The sequence below is a fragment of the Rhizobium sp. AP16 genome (genome assembly GCF_000281735.1).
In the GTDB taxonomy this organism is placed as follows: Bacteria; Pseudomonadota; Alphaproteobacteria; order Rhizobiales; family Rhizobiaceae; genus Rhizobium; species Rhizobium rhizogenes.
Genome location: NZ_AJVM01000073.1, coordinates 1 through 14,124, shown reverse-complemented (window position 1 = coordinate 14,124; position 14,124 = coordinate 1). Strand labels below are relative to the sequence as shown.

The following is a 14,124-nucleotide window of genomic DNA, read 5'->3' as shown; positions in this document are numbered from 1 at the left end:
TCTAGTGATCCTGAATGTCTGACGAAACCCATCATTCTCCCGACGGGAAAATGAGCATACGCAAACTGTCCTACCTCGCCGTCGGGTCCGTCGGCGTCGTGTATGGCGATATCGGTACGAGCCCGCTTTACGCCTTTCGCGAGGCGCTGAAGCCGGTGGCCGCCGATGGTCTGACGCGCGGCGAGGTCATCAGCCTCGTGTCGCTGATGTTCTGGGCGCTGACGATCATCGTCACCATGAAATATGTCCTTTTTCTGCTGCGCGCCGACAATGACGGCGAAGGCGGCACGCTGTCGCTTCTGGCGCTGCTGATGAAGACGGCGAACGGCCACACCGCCGTTCTCATGCTGCTCGGACTTCTGGGCGCGGCGCTGTTTCTTGGCGATGCGATGATCACGCCGGCCCTGTCGGTTCTTTCCGCCGTCGAGGGTCTGAAGCTGGTCACGCCGACGCTGTCGGACTATATCGTGCCGATCTCGGTCGCGATCCTGGCGCTGCTCTTTGCCATCCAGTCGCATGGAACGGGCGCGGTCGCCCGCTTCTTCGGCCCGATCACGGCGATCTGGTTCATCGTCATGGGCCTTGCCGGCATCATGCACATCGCGGATGACTACGGCATCCTGGCCGCTCTCAATCCCTGGTATGCGGTCAACTTCCTGATGAACGAGGGCTTTCTCGGCGTCGTCGTGCTCGGCGCGGTCTTCCTGACCGTCACCGGCGCCGAAGCGCTTTATGCCGACCTCGGTCATTTCGGCCGGCGGCCGATCCAGTGGGCCTGGTTCGTCCTGGTCTTCCCGTCGCTGACGCTGAACTATCTCGGCCAGGGTGCGCTGGTGCTGCGCGAGCCGCTCGCCATGTCCGATCCGTTCTTCCTGATGTATCCGCATTGGGCGCTTCTGCCGGTGGTCATTCTCGCCACCATGGCAACGATCATCGCCAGCCAGGCGGTCATCACCGGAGCCTTCTCGCTGACGCGCCAGGCCATCCATCTCGGCTTCCTGCCGCGCATGGAAATCCTCATTACCTCCGAGACCAATACCGGCCAGATCTTCCTGCCGTCGGTCAACGCCATACTCTTCTTCGGCGTCATCTTCCTGGTGCTGAGCTTCAAGACTTCGGATGCGCTGGCGACGGCCTACGGTATCTCGGTAACCGGCGCCATGGTCGTCACCTCGATCATGGCCTTCGAATTCGTTCGTGTTCGCTGGAACTGGACGCTGCCGATGGCGATTGCCGTACTGACGCCGCTGCTATTGCTGGAATTCGTCTTCCTCGGCGCCAACCTGCTGAAGATTCACGACGGCGGCTATGTTCCGGTGCTGATCGCCACAGCCTTCACGGTGATCATGTGGACCTGGCGTCGCGGCAGCGCGATCCTGATGGAGAAGACGCGGCATACGGATATCCCGCTATCGTCCTTCGTCAGCTCGATCGAGCGCAAGAGCGATCACTCCCCGGCGCATGTGCCGGGCACGGCGATCTTCCTCACCAGCGATCCGGAATCGGCGCCTGCGGCCCTGCTTCATAATCTGAAGCACAATCACGTCCTGCACGACAAGAACGTTATCCTGACGATCCGCACCACCAACAAGCCGCGTGTCCCCCAGGAGGACCGCTACTCGGTCGAGAAGGTCTCCGACCGCTTCTCGCGCGTCGAGCTGCGCTTCGGTTTCATGGAATCGCAGAACGTCTCGCAGGCGCTCGCGACCCTGCGCAAGACCGGCCTGAAGTTCGACATCATGTCGACCTCCTTCTATCTCGGCCGCCGCAAGCTCGTGCCCGACGCCAAGTCCGGTATGCCGCACTGGCAGGACCGGCTCTATATCGCGCTCGCCAACGCCGCGACCGATCCCTCCGACTACTTCCGCCTGCCGGCCAACCGCGTGGTGGAACTGGGTTCGCACGTCATTATCTGAGGCGAACCAGAGCATCGTTTTAAAAAAGAGGCCCGGTGGATTTCTGCCGGGCCTTTTGCTTGCGGATTTTCAGAACGTGCGCGCGGCCATGCAAAAGCCCGAATTAACCATCCATCAAGGTTAATGGGAGATTATTCCGGCTCCTAATCCCGAGTGCCGTTTGGAGTCCGGTATTGCTTCGTCCGCGTCGTGTTTTCCGCAAGTTTGGCCTGTTGCCGAAAAACTGGACGTCTCCTGCCGTCTTCGGACTTTGCGCATGGCTGATCTTCCCGTCGACTGCGGCCTATGCCGACCTTGCCGGCCTTTTGGCGGGCATTGATAGAGGCAGCAGCAACTGGCGCATGGTGATCACCAATTCGCCGGCCGGATCTACGCATCAGGCCGAGCTTGCCTTCGGGAATGCATCGACAGCAGCCGCCATCGGCGATGGTGGCCTCGTCCTGCCTGACGGCCGCCGCGTCGCCTTCCTGTCGGAAGAGAAGGGGAGCGACCCCAAGCCGGACGAAGAGCGCATCAATCGTGAGGACAAGAAGGGCCGGGTGGTCGCTGTGGCGCCGATGCAGCCGCCGAAGGATTTCTCCGCCGGTTCCGTGCTGCAGCGCCAAAGCATGCTGCTCCGTCCGGAATTGGACACCAAGGACAGGACCGCTTTCCTGAAACCCAGGATTGGCGGCAAGGAAATCCAGATCGCCACGGCGTTCTATAAGAAGCAGCCGCCGAAGCCGGACGACAGCGTGCCGTCCTATCTGGCGAGCTTGGTGACCAGCCAGGATGCCGACGTTCTCGCCGCCGCCTATGCATCACCGGCGCCGGACTATGCCCGCGTCTCACCTTTCGATTCCATTCTCGCCAAGGATCAGGACAATGACGGCCGCTTCGTGCCGCAGATCGGGCCACAGGATCATGCCTGGGCCGCGAGTGTCCTGCCGCCCTCGGTCTTTTCCTCCGACGAGCAGCAATGCCTGGCGACCGGCATCTACTTCGAGGCGCGCGGGGAATCGGTGAAGGGGCAGGCGGCCGTCGCCCAGGTCATCCTCAACCGCGTCCGCAATCCGGCCTATCCGAAAACCATTTGCGGCGTCGTCTACCAGAACGAAGATTGGCGCAATGCCTGCCAGTTCTCCTTCGCCTGCGACAACGTCAAGGAGCGGGTCAACTCGCCGGAACATTGGCGAATTGCCCGTCAGGTCGCCATGGCGGTGACCGCCGGCAAGATCTGGCTGCCGGAAGTCGGATCCGCCACGCATTACCATGCCGTCTACGTCAGGCCGAAATGGGCAGCCGAGATGGTGAAGGTCGGTCGCATCGGCATGCACATCTTCTATCGCACCTATGGCGGTGGCTGGAGCTGAGGGTGGTTGCTGGGAGCGGGGCGTCCGCCACCGCAGGTGATGGGCGGCAGGCAAAAAAGCCGCGGTAATGCACGGCCTGAAGAGGATTCTTCGGCTCAGATTTCGCCCGGTACCGCACATTCGCGCTAAGGTTATGATTTAATTCGGCTAATTTATGGCTGGACAGATGACGTCTACGCCTTGACTATGCTTTTTCCTAAAACTATGTTGCGCGCGACTTCAAAACGGGCCGAAAGGTGGGGAAACCTCCTGTTCGTTTACGCGTTGACCGGGGAAATGGGACTGCGCGCAGCGAAAAGGGGGAGGATATCACCATGACGGACGACCGCGACGAAAGTCTGGAAGAGCGACGGGAGCACTTGGGAGCCGAATTGGCGAGCAAGCGTGCCGAGATGAAAGATGATGAACGCGCGGAGGTTCGCGCCGAGGTCAGCCGCAAAGGCTATGCCCAGGCGATGAAGCTTTCCAGTGAATTTATCGCTGCAATCATCGTTGGTGCTGTTTTGGGCTATGTTTTCGACCGTTTTGTTGGTACGGCGCCGTGGGGCATGATTATTTTGCTGCTTCTCGGATTCTGTGCCGGCGTGCTGAATGTTCTGCGCTCCGCGGGCAAGGTGGCGACACCCATGCTCGAGAAGCACGGGCTTGATAAAAAATGAGGCGGAAGCGGCGCTGAGGCGCGGTTTCCTGGTGAGAGGCATCCGCTCGATCGAGCGGGAAAATGAAAGAGAACAAGCGGTGGCAAACGGTCCTACCCATCAGTTCCTGATCTTCAAGATTATCCCGATCGATATCGGCGGAATTGATTTTTCGTTCACCAATGCTTCGCTGTTCATGGTTGCTTCGGCAGTGCTGTCCGCCGGCTTCCTGTATTTCGCGACCTCGGCGCGCAGCGTCATTCCGGGCCGCTCGCAGTCCGTGGCCGAAATGGCCTACGAGTTCATCGCCTCGATGCTGAAAGAAGGGGCGGGAACCAAGGGGATGAAGTTCTTCCCGCTGGTCTTCTCGCTCTTCATGTTCGTGCTGACGGCCAACCTGCTCGGCATGGTTCCCTATTTCTACACCGTCACCAGCCAGATCATCGTCACCTTCGCGCTGGCGCTTCTGGTTATCCTGACGGTCATTCTTTACGGCTTCATCAAGCACGGTTTCGGCTTCCTCAAGCTCTTCGTGCCGCAGGGCGTTCCCGGCATTCTTCTGCCGCTTGTGGTGATCATCGAAATCATCTCCTTCCTGTCCCGGCCGATTTCGCTCTCCGTTCGTCTTTTCGCCAACATGCTCGCTGGCCATATCACGCTTAAGGTGTTCGCAGGCTTCGTTGCCTCGCTCGGAACCCTTGGCGCGCTTGGTATCGGCGGCGCCATTCTTCCCCTGATTATGACCGTCGCCCTCACCGGTCTCGAGTTCCTCGTAGCCTTCCTTCAGGCCTACGTCTTTGCGGTACTGACTTGCATGTACCTCAACGACGCGGTCCATCCGGGCGGCCACTAAGGATTAAGACATTGGCGTCTGCAGGGCGTCAGTCATTCACCGCAACAACCATTTCAAAGGAGTTCAACATGGACGCGGAAGCAGCAAAGTTCATCGGCGCAGGTTTGGCTTGCTTTGGTATGGCCGGCACGGCTCTCGGCCTCGGCAATATCTTCGGCAGCTACTTGTCCGGCGCACTGCGCAATCCGTCTGCCGCTGACAGCCAGTTCGGCCGTCTGGTATTCGGTTTCGCCGTTACGGAAGCTCTGGGCATCTTCTCGCTGCTCATCGCTCTCCTCCTGCTCTTCGCCGTCTGATATTCAGCGGCGTTTAATAGATCACGGTTCGCGAGACAGCGAGCCGTGATTCTTTGTATTTGCAGACCACCTGGAGGTGAGCATGTTTGTGACCCCGGCTTACGCTGACGAAGCACCGCCGGCAGCCGGCGCGGTGCATACGGAAACCGGTGCGCCCGAACAGGGCCATCACGCAGGCGTATTCCCGCCGTTTGACCATACGACCTATCCGTCACAGCTGCTTTGGCTGGTGATCACCTTCGTCATCTTCTATCTGGCTATGCAGAAGATCGTTATTCCGCGTGTCGGTAGCATTCTGGAAAGCCGGCATGACCGTATCGCCCAGGATATCGAGGAAGCTTCGCGCCTGAAGTCCGAGGCCGATGCGGCTGTCGCGACCTATGAAAGCGAATTGGCTGCTGCTCGCGCCAAGGCGAATACGATCGGTGCGACCGCTCGCGATGCGGCCAAGGCCAAGGCTGAGGAAGACCGCAAGGCGATCGAAGCCAGCCTTTCGCAGAAGCTGAAGACCGCTGAAGCGCGCATCGGTGAAATCAAGACCAAAGCCTTTGCTGATGTCGGCGCGATCGCGGAAGAAACCGCTTCCGCCGTCGTCGAGCAGCTCGTCGGCAACGTCGCTGGCAAGGCTGATGTCGCTTCGGCCGTTGCCGAAGCATCCGCCAAGCGGGAGGGTTGATCATGTCATTTGCTCTTGACGAAACTTTCTTTGCTTTCGTTGCGCTGCTCCTGTTCATCGGTCTCGTCGTCTATCTGAAGGTTCCGGGCATGATGGCGAAGTCGCTCGACGACCGCGCCGATCAGATCCGCAACGAGTTGGCCGAAGCCAAGCGCCTGCGCGAAGAGGCCCAGCATCTGCTGGCCGAATACCAGCGCAAGCGCAAGGAAGCCGAAGCGGACGCGGCGAACATCGTCGCTGCTGCCGAGCGTGAAGCCGAAATGCTGACGACGGAAGCCCGCAAGAAGACGGAGGAATTCGTCGCCAACCGTACGGCACTCTCCGAGCAGAAGATCAAGCAGGCGGAAGCCGATGCGATGAAGGCGGTTCGTTCCGCCGCCGTCGATCTGGCCATCGCCGCTGCCGAATCCGTGCTCGCCAAGAAGGCCGGCGGCAAGGTCCAGTCCGAGCTGTTCAGCAATGCTGTCAGCGAAGTGAAGACCCGGCTGAACTAAGCGTTTAAGCAATCGATGTTTAAAGAGCCCCGCTTCAGCGGGGCTTTTTGTTTTTGCGGTCCTGTCGCGCCGCATTTGACGGTGGCTGGCAATCGAAACTAGATTGCGGGGGGTAACGGGGGAGTAGACGGTGCTGACGATGGAGGAGGGCGACGGCCCGTTTCGTAGGGGCGATTTCATCCTCCGGCCCGTTCGTCCATGGACGGCGGCCGTGCAGGGATTGCTTGCGGCGCTTCATCGACATGGTTTTCCATATGCGCCGATGCCTGCCGGTTACGACGCCGTTTGGGAGAAGGTGAGCTTTCTCCCCGGCATGACCGGCGATCTGGATGACAGCGAGGCTATGAGATCCGAGACGGCTTTGCGGTCGGCGGCGTCCCTGTTGCGGTGCTATCACGATTGTACGGCCCTGTTTCTGCCGGAGATGGCAGCACAGCAACAATGGCAATTATCGCCTCGCGCGCCGATCGAAGTCATCTGCCACGGCGATTTCGCGCCCTACAATGTCGTTCTGAATGAGGGCGTCGTAACAGGCATCATCGATTTCGAAGCGGCCCATCCCGGTCCGCGCGGTTGGGATCTTGCCTATGCTCTCTATCGCTGGGCGCCTCTGTCCACCGGTATTGCGGCGGAGAGCCTCGGCGGGCTGGACACGCAAATTGGTCGTGCCCGCATTTTCCTCGACGCTTATGGCTTGGAGATGGCGCAACGGCTGGCATTGCCTGACATGATCATCGAACGGCTGGATGCCCTCGTTAGCTTCATGGAAAGCGAAGCGGCGCGTGGCGTCGAGAAATACTGCCGCGATCTTCTGGACGGCCATGACCGCATTTACCGAAACGATATTGGCTATATCAGCGAGAACCGGGAGAAGATCGTCGTCGGCCTTGTCGGATGACAGCCGTCAGGCCTCATCCCTTCGAAGAGGCCGAAAGCTCATGCGATGCAGCGAGCAGGGGCCGTGCTTCTCGATGCCGGCGCGATGCTGAGCCGTTCCATAGCCGGCATGGGCGGCAAAACCGTAGGCGGGAAAGACGATGCCAGCGCGCGCCATCATCCTGTCACGCGTCACCTTGGCGACGATCGAGGCGGCTGCAATGGAAAAGGAGCGGGCATCGCCCTTGACGACGGCCTTTCCGGGGCAGGCAAGTCCGGCTGGCACATCCAGCCCGTCCGTCAAGACGTAGCTCGCCGGCATGGCAAGGCTGCAGATCGCACGGCGCATGGCATCGAGGCTCGCCTTGCGGATATCGGTGACATCGATGCGGCCAGCGCTCGATGAGGCGATGGAGACGGTCGCTGTCGCCAGGATCTCGGCAAACAGCGCTTCGCGCCGGGCGGCGGAAAGCTGCTTGGAATCGTTCAATCCTTGGGGGATACGTTCGGGATCGAGAATGACGGCGGCGGCAACGACCGGCCCCGCCAGGGGGCCGCGCCCCGCCTCGTCGGCACCGGCAACGGGCCAATGTCCAGCACGTCGGGCAATCAGCTCCAGTTCGAAGGTCGGAACGATCGGGCCTTCGTCGAAAAGCATGGGAGAATCGGGTGGTCTGCGTGGCATGCGGCAACGCTCGCACACCACCCGATCTCCTGCAAGCCCCCGGTGGATCATGGCGGCGAACCGGGGGGCTCTTCCAGCGGGCAGGGAAACCCGCGAGGAAAGGGTCAGAGCAGCGAGAGCTGCACGCCGCTGCCATCCGGCGGCACGAACAGGTCGTCGCGCAGCGCGATATTGCGGCGCGTGAGTTCCAGCCGCCTGGTCGCCATTTCGAAGCGGCGGCTGATCTGCCAGGCATAGGGGCCTGCGCCCTTCATGCGCTTGCCGAAATCGGCGTCGTAATCCTTGCCGCCGCGCATTGAGCGGATCAGCGACATGACGTGGCGATAGCGATCCGGATAGTGCTGCAGCAGCCAGTCGCGAAACAGCGGGCTGACCTCCAGCGGCAGGCGCAGGATGACATAGCTCGCCTCCATGGCGCCGGCCACCTTGCCGGCATCGAGGATGCGCTCGATCTCATGGTCGTTGAGGGCAGGGATGATCGGCGCCACCATGATTGCGGTCTGGATGCCAGCCTCGCTGAGCGCCCGGATCGCCTCCAGCCGCCGCTGCGGCGTCGCCGCGCGCGGCTCCATGGTGCGGGCGAGCTTGCGGTCGAGCGTCGTCACCGAGAGACCGACCCGCACCAGGTTTTTGGCAGCCATTTCCTTCAGGATATCGATATCGCGCATGACCAGCGCCGACTTGGTGACGATCGCGACGGGATGGTTCGCCTTGTTCAGCACTTCGAGAATCTGGCGCATGATCCGCCATTCCTTCTCGATCGGCTGATAGGGGTCGGTATTGGTGCCGATGGCGATGACGCGCGGCTTGTAGCCGGGCCTTGCCAGCTCCCGTTCCAGCAGTTTCGCTGCATCCGGCTTGGCAAACAGCTTCGCTTCGAAATCGAGCCCCGCCGACAGGCCCATATAGGCGTGCGTCGGCCGCGCGAAACAATAGATGCAGCCATGCTCGCAACCGCGATAGGGATTGATGGAGCGGTCGAAGGGAATATCGGGGGATTCGTTGCGGGTGATTGCCGTGCGCGGCTTTTCAATCTGCACTTCTGTCTTGAAGGGCGGTAGCTCTTCAAGCGTCTGCCAGCCGTCATCGAATGTCTCGCGCTGCTGCGGCTCGAACCGGCCGCTCGGGTTCAGCCCGGCGCCACGGCCACGCCGGCGGTCGATCTCGACCCTGAGACCGGTGTCGGCGATCAAAGCATTGGCAATATCTGCCGTATTGGCAGGCGCAAACGCGGCCTGCCCTGCAAGGGACTGCTCGTTCATCGGTAACTCCGGGGGCGGTTTATGACATTGCATGCCGCGTCTAGGCTGATTAAATTCCTATCTGACAAACGAGAACATTGCAAGAACAAAATGCAGAGAGTTACCCTCATTCGAGAGATGGGCGGAGGCCGGAATGGCAATTTCCAAGTTGCATATGATTCTTTTCTTAAACGCTCTGGTTTTCGGCTTAGCCGCTGGCAATAAATTGTGCGGCGCTCTATAAATGGGCAATGTTGACGGTAATCATCGAATGCCAGGACCAGGAACCTGAGCTGGCACAGACATTGGCGGCATTGGTGGTGGGCGCGATCGAAGGGCTCGTCTCCGATGTCGTTGTGCTCGATCATGGCTCGCGCGACGGCACCTCGCGGGTTGCCGACGCCGCCGGCTGCCGTTTTTATTCGCAGTGGGATATCAAGGACATATTGCGCTCGGCGCGGGGCGAGTGGCTGCTTCTGGTCGAGCCTGGCGCGCGACCGCAAGCCGGCTGGATCGATGAGATCGCCGAATATGTCTCGCTGAACAAGGTGCCGGCCCGCTTTACGGCGTCGCGCGGCTATCGCCGGCCCCTGTTGCAGCGCATCGGCCGCAGTTCGCCGCCGCTGGAGCTCGGGTTGCTTCTCTCCAAGCGCCAGGCCATTGCAGTCGCAAAATCAGGCATGAGGCTTGCCGAATTCGCCAAGGGACAGAAGGGCCGCCGCCTGTCGAGCGAGATCATCCCCTCCTGGGTCGCGCGCGCGGCGCGGTAGGCTTGGCCCTGCCGCCAATCCAGATTCCATTTGTAAATACTGGAATAGCTGTCATAATTTTCTCGTGGCGGCACCTTTCGCGTGTCGCGTCGGGCGGTCGACCATGAAGATGCCGGTATGCGGCAGAACAGGTCAACAGAACTCTCCTCTTCTGCCGGATTTCCGGCGAAAGGAGGTGCGTCATGGAACGCACGATGTTCAACCGCCTTATCGGAACGGCCGTCTTGGCAACGGCAATCCTTCTCCCCAATCAAGCCGCCGCACAGGCGACACTCGCTTGCGCCAAGCGCGCCGAGATTGTCGCTTTCCTTGATGGGCACTATTCCGAGAAACCCTCGGCCATCGGTCAGCTCGATTCAAAGACGATCGTCGAAATCTTTGCCGCTGAAAGCGGCAGCTGGACAATGATGATCACCGATGTCTCCGGTCGCAGCTGCGTCATTCTCACTGGTCAGAATTGGGATTCTATTCCTGTTCTTCCCGGGCCGAAGGCATAGCAATCCAGAAGGCCGGCCGCGTTATCTCAGCGAAACGCCAATCTCAGTTGGAGGCGGAGCCACGCTTAAGATGTTCGTCGAGGCGCGGCATGATTTCCACGAAATTGCAGGGCATGTGCCGATAGTCGAGCTGCGCCTTCAATATCCCGTCCCAGGCATCCTTGCAGGCGCCGGGTGATCCCGGGAGCACGAAGATGAAGGTGGCATTGGCGACGCCGGCCGTCGCCCGCGACTGGATCGTCGACGTACCGATCTTGTCGTAGGAGATGCGATGGAACACTTCGGAAAAGCCGTCCATCCGCTTTTCGAACAGCGGCTCCAGCGCCTCGGGCGTCACGTCGCGACCGGTAAAGCCGGTGCCGCCGGTGGTGATCACGACGTCGATGGTCTTGTCGCGCGTCCAGGCTTCCACCTGGCTGCGGATCCGCTCCTTGTCGTCAGGGACGATGGCGCGGGCGGCCAGCCTGTGGCCGGCCTCCGCGATGCGGGCGACCAGCGTGTCGCCGGATTTATCGTCGGCGAGCGTGCGCGTATCGGAAACGGTCAGCACCGCGATGCCGACGGGAATGAAGGGTCTCGCTTCGCTTGGGCCAGCCATCATGCATCTCCCTTGATTGTTTCCGTCGCCTGGAAATACCAGTCCGGCCGCAGCCTGTGAAGCGATGCGGTCGCCGCAGTTGCCTGCTCAAGATCATGAAACAGGCCGAAACAGGTGGCGCCGGAGCCGGACATGCGGGTCAGAAGCGCTCCTTCGTCGGCGATCATCTGCGACAGCGTGGCGATTTCGCGGCAGAGCGACCGCGCCGGCGGTTCCAGATCGTTGCGCAACCCTTCGATTGCCGCGATCCATGGCGCATGATCGTCCGACGTTTGCGAGGTGAGTGCGAGAGGTGGATTGTCCTTGCGGGCAAGGTGGCGAAACACCTCTGGCGTCGAAACGCCGACCAGGGGATTGCCGAGGACCATGGCGAAGGACGGGAAATCCGGCAACAATTCGATCGCCTCGCCGATGCCGCGCGCAATCAACGGCCGGCTGGCAAGGCACATCGGAACATCGGCGCCAAGCTTCAGCGCCAGCGCCGTCATCGTGTCCAGGGGCAAGGCAAGATTCCAGAGCCTCGCCAATCCGCGCAGGGTCGCCGCCGCGTCAGCCGAGCCACCGCCGATGCCGGAGGCAATCGGCAGGTTCTTTTCCAGATGGATATGCATCGGTGGCGCTTCCAGCCCGGCACTATGGGCGGCGCGGCGCAGCAGGTCGCGCGCCTTCAGCACCAGATTGCCGCCGGCATCCGCGTCAGCGGCAAGAAGAGGGGAGAAACGTCCGGAAAGGCTGAATTCGTCGCGCTCGCTGGCACGGAAGCCAAGCCGGTCACCATGCTGCGTGAAGGTCACCAGCATGTCGAGCAGGTGATATCCGTCGGCCCGCTGGCCGGTGACATGCAGAGCCAGATTGATCTTGGCGGGCGCTTCCTCTGTGAGGTCGAAATCGCCCGCCGCTAAGATCATGGTCATCGGTGGTCTTAGGATTTCTTATCGATGGGCGGAGTATTCGTATTGGGGTCGGTTGCCGGCGGCGGAGCCGGGTCCGGCTGCTTGCTCTTGTCGACCGTCTTAGGGTCGGTGTCGAGCGCCGGCAGGCCTTTTTCGACCTTTTCCTTGATCTTCGGAATATCCGCTTCCTCCGGCTTGGAGGCGAGCGCACGGTTCCACTGATAGACCGCTTCCAGCTTGCGGTTGACGCGCCAGTAGGCGTCGCCGAGATGGTCGTTGATCGTGGGGTCGCCAGCCTTCAGCTGCGCAGCGCGCTCCAGTTCCGTCACCGCATCGTCGAAACGGTTGAGGCGGAAATAGGCCCAGCCGAGCGAATCGACGATGTAGCCGTCATCCGGCTTCAGATCGACAGCCTTGCGGATCATGTCCAGGCCCTGGTCGAGGTTGGTGTTCATGTCGACCCAGGAATAGCCGAGATAGTTCAGCACCTGCGGCTGGTCGGGATTCAGCTCCAGCGCCTTCTTGAAGTTCGGCTCGGCCTGCGGCCACTTCTTCAGCCGTTCATAGGCGATGCCGCGCTGGAAGAACACGGCCCAGTCGCTGCGCTTCGGCACGGGGCCGATGACATCGACGGCCTTGTCGTAATTGTCGGCCATGCCCTGGAAGTCCTTTGCGTCGGAAAGAACGCTGCCATAGGCCAGGTAGCTGCGGACATCCTTCGGGTCGGAATCGATCAGCGCCTTCAGGTGCTTGCGCGCATCGTCGACCTTGCCGGCCTGGGCGAGCGCGAGGCCGAGCTGCAGCTCGGAGATGCGGGCCATCGGCGAATTGTCGGGCACCTTTTTGTAGAAGGCGATGGCGCGGTCGACCTGCTCCTGTTTTTCGGCGAGCCCGCCGAGGAGAACCAGCGTATCGGCGCTCTTGGGATCGAGCGTATTGGCGATCTGCAGATAGAGCGAAACGACATCTTCGGCGCCGTCGCGGTTCAGCGCCGCACCGATGGTAAAGAGCACGGACGCAGCGCCTTGCGTGGCGTCGGTGACCTGCTGCTCTGGCTTTTCGCCCTTGTTGATGCTGTCGCGCAGCGCGTTCAACGGCGCGTAATTATTAATCAGGTTGTCGCCGACCGAAACCGTGTCCAGCGCCTTCTGCTTGTCGCCAGCCTTGATTTCGAGGCGTGCCAGCGCCATGACCGCGCGCATGAAGGTGTCGGGGGCGGTTGCACCGCCTGCCTTGTCGAGAATGGCGTCGTTCAGGTGCGAACGGGCCGATTTCACGTCGCCGATGGTGATGGCAATGGCGCCTGCATGATAGTTCTTGAAGATGTTGAACCAGTCCGGTCCCTTCATCTTGTCGATCATAGCGATGGCTTCCTTGCCACGACCGGCGCCGGCGCGTGCCCAGGCAAGCAGCAGATTGTTCATCATCCGGTCGAGATCGTTCGGACCGTTATATTTGAGGATGTCTTGCGCGGTCTTGTATTCGTGCCGGCGGATGGCGTCCATGCCGCGCACGATCGTGGTGACACGCTCGACGGAAGGGTCGCTCTTCAGTTCGTTGGCGTATTTCACGCCCTCTTCGAGATTGCCGTTGAGCAGCAACGAGATCATCAGGCGCTGACGGATTTCCAGATTGCCCGGCTCGAGCATCAAAGCCTTTCTGTAGAGCGCGATCGCCGTATCGTAATCATGGTCCACGTCGGCGGTACGGGCGGCGAGAAAGGCGCCCGCGAAGGTGTCGACGGCTTCCGCGTCGAAGACCACCTCGTTCTTGATGTCCGGCGTTGCCGGAGCATCTTCCGCGCGCGCGCTATTCAGCGCCGACACCGAAAGGATCGCCGCCAAGGCTACGCCCGAGAGGAAACGGATGGCAAGTCTCTGCCGCATTAGAATGCCTTTCATCAAGGGATTGCCAGCGAAGGCGCCGGCGACACAAAGCGTTCGTGTCAACTGATTCACAACAGGATGGCTTTTTTGAAGCGGCGGTGCAAGAAATTCGGGCCGCTGCCGATCAGTTCACACGTTCGATGCAGAAATCGATCACTTCCATGAGTGCCGATTTCCACGGCGTTTCCGGAAGCGGCGCCAGCGCGTCACGGGCGATGGTGCCGTAGTGAACGGCGCGGGCAATCGTGTCGTTGAGCGCGCCATATTTGGTGATCAGACCCAGTGCCTTTTCCAGGTTCTCGTCGCTGTTGTTGCCGGTCTCGATGGCCTCGCGCCAGAAGGCGCGTTCCTTCTCAGTGCCGCGGCGATAGGCGAGAATGACGGGAAGGGTGATCTTGCCTTCACGGAAGTCGTCGCCGACATTCTTGCCGAGATCGGCGGCCTTGCCGCCGT

16 protein-coding genes are annotated in these 14,124 nt (G+C 61.0%); 10 read left to right on the top strand and 6 right to left on the bottom strand.

The window, feature by feature from the left end; translation table 11 throughout:
• Positions 1-50: 50 nt before the first annotated feature.
• The 8 genes from PMI03_RS24305 (at position 51) to PMI03_RS24270 (ending at position 7,123) form a co-directional block, all read left to right on the top strand.
• Positions 51-1,916 (top strand): potassium transporter Kup, encoded by a 1,866-nt coding sequence (locus PMI03_RS24305; RefSeq protein ID WP_007699710.1) that lies wholly within the window; start codon positions 51-53, stop codon positions 1,914-1,916.
• A 173-nt stretch (positions 1,917-2,089) separates the two neighbouring features.
• On the top strand, positions 2,090-3,268 hold the full coding sequence (locus tag PMI03_RS24300) for a cell wall hydrolase (RefSeq protein ID WP_007699704.1): 1,179 nt from the start codon (positions 2,090-2,092) through the stop codon (positions 3,266-3,268).
• A 314-nt stretch (positions 3,269-3,582) separates the two neighbouring features.
• Entirely contained in the window at positions 3,583-3,927 is a 345-nt protein-coding gene (locus PMI03_RS24295) for an AtpZ/AtpI family protein (protein WP_007699702.1), read from the top strand.
• 79 nt (positions 3,928-4,006) lie between these two features.
• Positions 4,007-4,759, top strand: a complete 753-nt coding sequence (locus PMI03_RS24290) for a F0F1 ATP synthase subunit A (RefSeq protein WP_012651026.1) — start codon at positions 4,007-4,009, stop codon at positions 4,757-4,759.
• A 68-nt stretch (positions 4,760-4,827) separates the two neighbouring features.
• Complete coding sequence (locus PMI03_RS24285) at positions 4,828-5,055, top strand: F0F1 ATP synthase subunit C (protein WP_004109844.1); 228 nt, start codon at positions 4,828-4,830, stop codon at positions 5,053-5,055.
• Positions 5,056-5,137: 82 nt separating this feature from the next.
• Positions 5,138-5,731, top strand: a complete 594-nt coding sequence (locus tag PMI03_RS24280; RefSeq protein WP_007699693.1) for a F0F1 ATP synthase subunit B — start codon at positions 5,138-5,140, stop codon at positions 5,729-5,731.
• A 2-nt stretch (positions 5,732-5,733) separates the two neighbouring features.
• On the top strand, positions 5,734-6,225 hold the full coding sequence (locus PMI03_RS24275; protein WP_007699689.1) for a F0F1 ATP synthase subunit B: 492 nt from the start codon (positions 5,734-5,736) through the stop codon (positions 6,223-6,225).
• Between the two features lie 139 nt (positions 6,226-6,364).
• On the top strand, positions 6,365-7,123 hold the full coding sequence (locus PMI03_RS24270) for a phosphotransferase enzyme family protein (RefSeq protein WP_012651027.1): 759 nt from the start codon (positions 6,365-6,367) through the stop codon (positions 7,121-7,123).
• Between the two features lie 6 nt (positions 7,124-7,129).
• On the opposite strand, the gene PMI03_RS24265 is transcribed toward PMI03_RS24270, so the two are convergent.
• Positions 7,130-7,786, bottom strand: coding sequence for a ribonuclease HII (locus PMI03_RS24265; protein ID WP_007699682.1), 657 nt, complete (start codon positions 7,784-7,786; stop codon positions 7,130-7,132).
• Between the two features lie 104 nt (positions 7,787-7,890).
• Positions 7,891-9,048: a PA0069 family radical SAM protein gene (locus tag PMI03_RS24260; protein ID WP_007699680.1), complete on the bottom strand. Its 1,158-nt coding sequence runs from the start codon at positions 9,046-9,048 to the stop codon at positions 7,891-7,893.
• Between the two features lie 230 nt (positions 9,049-9,278).
• Here PMI03_RS24260 and PMI03_RS24255 point away from each other — a divergent pair, with 230 nt between their 5' ends.
• Positions 9,279-9,797 carry a glycosyltransferase family 2 protein gene (locus PMI03_RS24255; protein ID WP_007699677.1) on the top strand — a complete coding sequence of 173 codons (519 nt, stop codon included), beginning with the start codon at positions 9,279-9,281 and terminating at the stop codon, positions 9,795-9,797.
• A 182-nt stretch (positions 9,798-9,979) separates the two neighbouring features.
• Positions 9,980-10,294, top strand: a complete 315-nt coding sequence (locus PMI03_RS24250) for a hypothetical protein (RefSeq protein ID WP_007699674.1) — start codon at positions 9,980-9,982, stop codon at positions 10,292-10,294.
• A gap of 43 nt (positions 10,295-10,337) precedes the next feature.
• Here PMI03_RS24250 and moaB read toward each other — a convergent pair whose 3' ends face one another.
• The 4 genes from moaB to PMI03_RS24230 all read right to left on the bottom strand — a co-directional run.
• Positions 10,338-10,892: a molybdenum cofactor biosynthesis protein B gene (gene moaB / locus PMI03_RS24245; protein WP_007699669.1), complete on the bottom strand. Its 555-nt coding sequence runs from the start codon at positions 10,890-10,892 to the stop codon at positions 10,338-10,340.
• On the bottom strand, positions 10,892-11,806 hold the full coding sequence (locus PMI03_RS24240) for a 4-(cytidine 5'-diphospho)-2-C-methyl-D-erythritol kinase (protein ID WP_007699667.1): 915 nt from the start codon (positions 11,804-11,806) through the stop codon (positions 10,892-10,894). Before PMI03_RS24240 ends, moaB begins: the two co-directional genes overlap by 1 nt.
• Before the next feature lie 8 nt (positions 11,807-11,814).
• The gene (locus PMI03_RS24235; RefSeq protein WP_007699664.1) at positions 11,815-13,671 is read right to left on the bottom strand and encodes a tetratricopeptide repeat protein; all 1,857 of its coding nucleotides are present in this window, start codon (positions 13,669-13,671) and stop codon (positions 11,815-11,817) included.
• A 124-nt stretch (positions 13,672-13,795) separates the two neighbouring features.
• Positions 13,796-14,124 (bottom strand): polyprenyl synthetase family protein (locus PMI03_RS24230; RefSeq protein WP_007699660.1); only part of this gene is annotated, 329 nt, incomplete at its 5' end.

Excerpts from the sequence above, each read along its gene's own strand:
- PMI03_RS24305 (WP_007699710.1), top strand. The coding sequence starts at position 51 with ATGAGCATACGCAAACTGTCCTACCTCGCCGTCGGGTCCGTCGGCGTC.
- PMI03_RS24295 (WP_007699702.1), top strand. The coding sequence starts at position 3,583 with ATGACGGACGACCGCGACGAAAGTCTGGAAGAGCGACGGGAGCACTTG.
- PMI03_RS24285 (WP_004109844.1), top strand. The coding sequence starts at position 4,828 with ATGGACGCGGAAGCAGCAAAGTTCATCGGCGCAGGTTTGGCTTGCTTT.
- PMI03_RS24280 (WP_007699693.1), top strand. The coding sequence starts at position 5,138 with ATGTTTGTGACCCCGGCTTACGCTGACGAAGCACCGCCGGCAGCCGGC.
- PMI03_RS24275 (WP_007699689.1), top strand. The coding sequence starts at position 5,734 with ATGTCATTTGCTCTTGACGAAACTTTCTTTGCTTTCGTTGCGCTGCTC.
- PMI03_RS24270 (WP_012651027.1), top strand. The coding sequence starts at position 6,365 with ATGGAGGAGGGCGACGGCCCGTTTCGTAGGGGCGATTTCATCCTCCGG.
- PMI03_RS24265 (WP_007699682.1), bottom strand. The coding sequence starts at position 7,786 with ATGCCACGCAGACCACCCGATTCTCCCATGCTTTTCGACGAAGGCCCG.
- PMI03_RS24260 (WP_007699680.1), bottom strand. The coding sequence starts at position 9,048 with ATGAACGAGCAGTCCCTTGCAGGGCAGGCCGCGTTTGCGCCTGCCAAT.
- PMI03_RS24255 (WP_007699677.1), top strand. The coding sequence starts at position 9,279 with ATGTTGACGGTAATCATCGAATGCCAGGACCAGGAACCTGAGCTGGCA.
- PMI03_RS24250 (WP_007699674.1), top strand. The coding sequence starts at position 9,980 with ATGGAACGCACGATGTTCAACCGCCTTATCGGAACGGCCGTCTTGGCA.
- moaB (WP_007699669.1), bottom strand. The coding sequence starts at position 10,892 with ATGGCTGGCCCAAGCGAAGCGAGACCCTTCATTCCCGTCGGCATCGCG.
- PMI03_RS24240 (WP_007699667.1), bottom strand. The coding sequence starts at position 11,806 with ATGACCATGATCTTAGCGGCGGGCGATTTCGACCTCACAGAGGAAGCG.
- PMI03_RS24235 (WP_007699664.1), bottom strand. The coding sequence starts at position 13,671 with ATGCGGCAGAGACTTGCCATCCGTTTCCTCTCGGGCGTAGCCTTGGCG.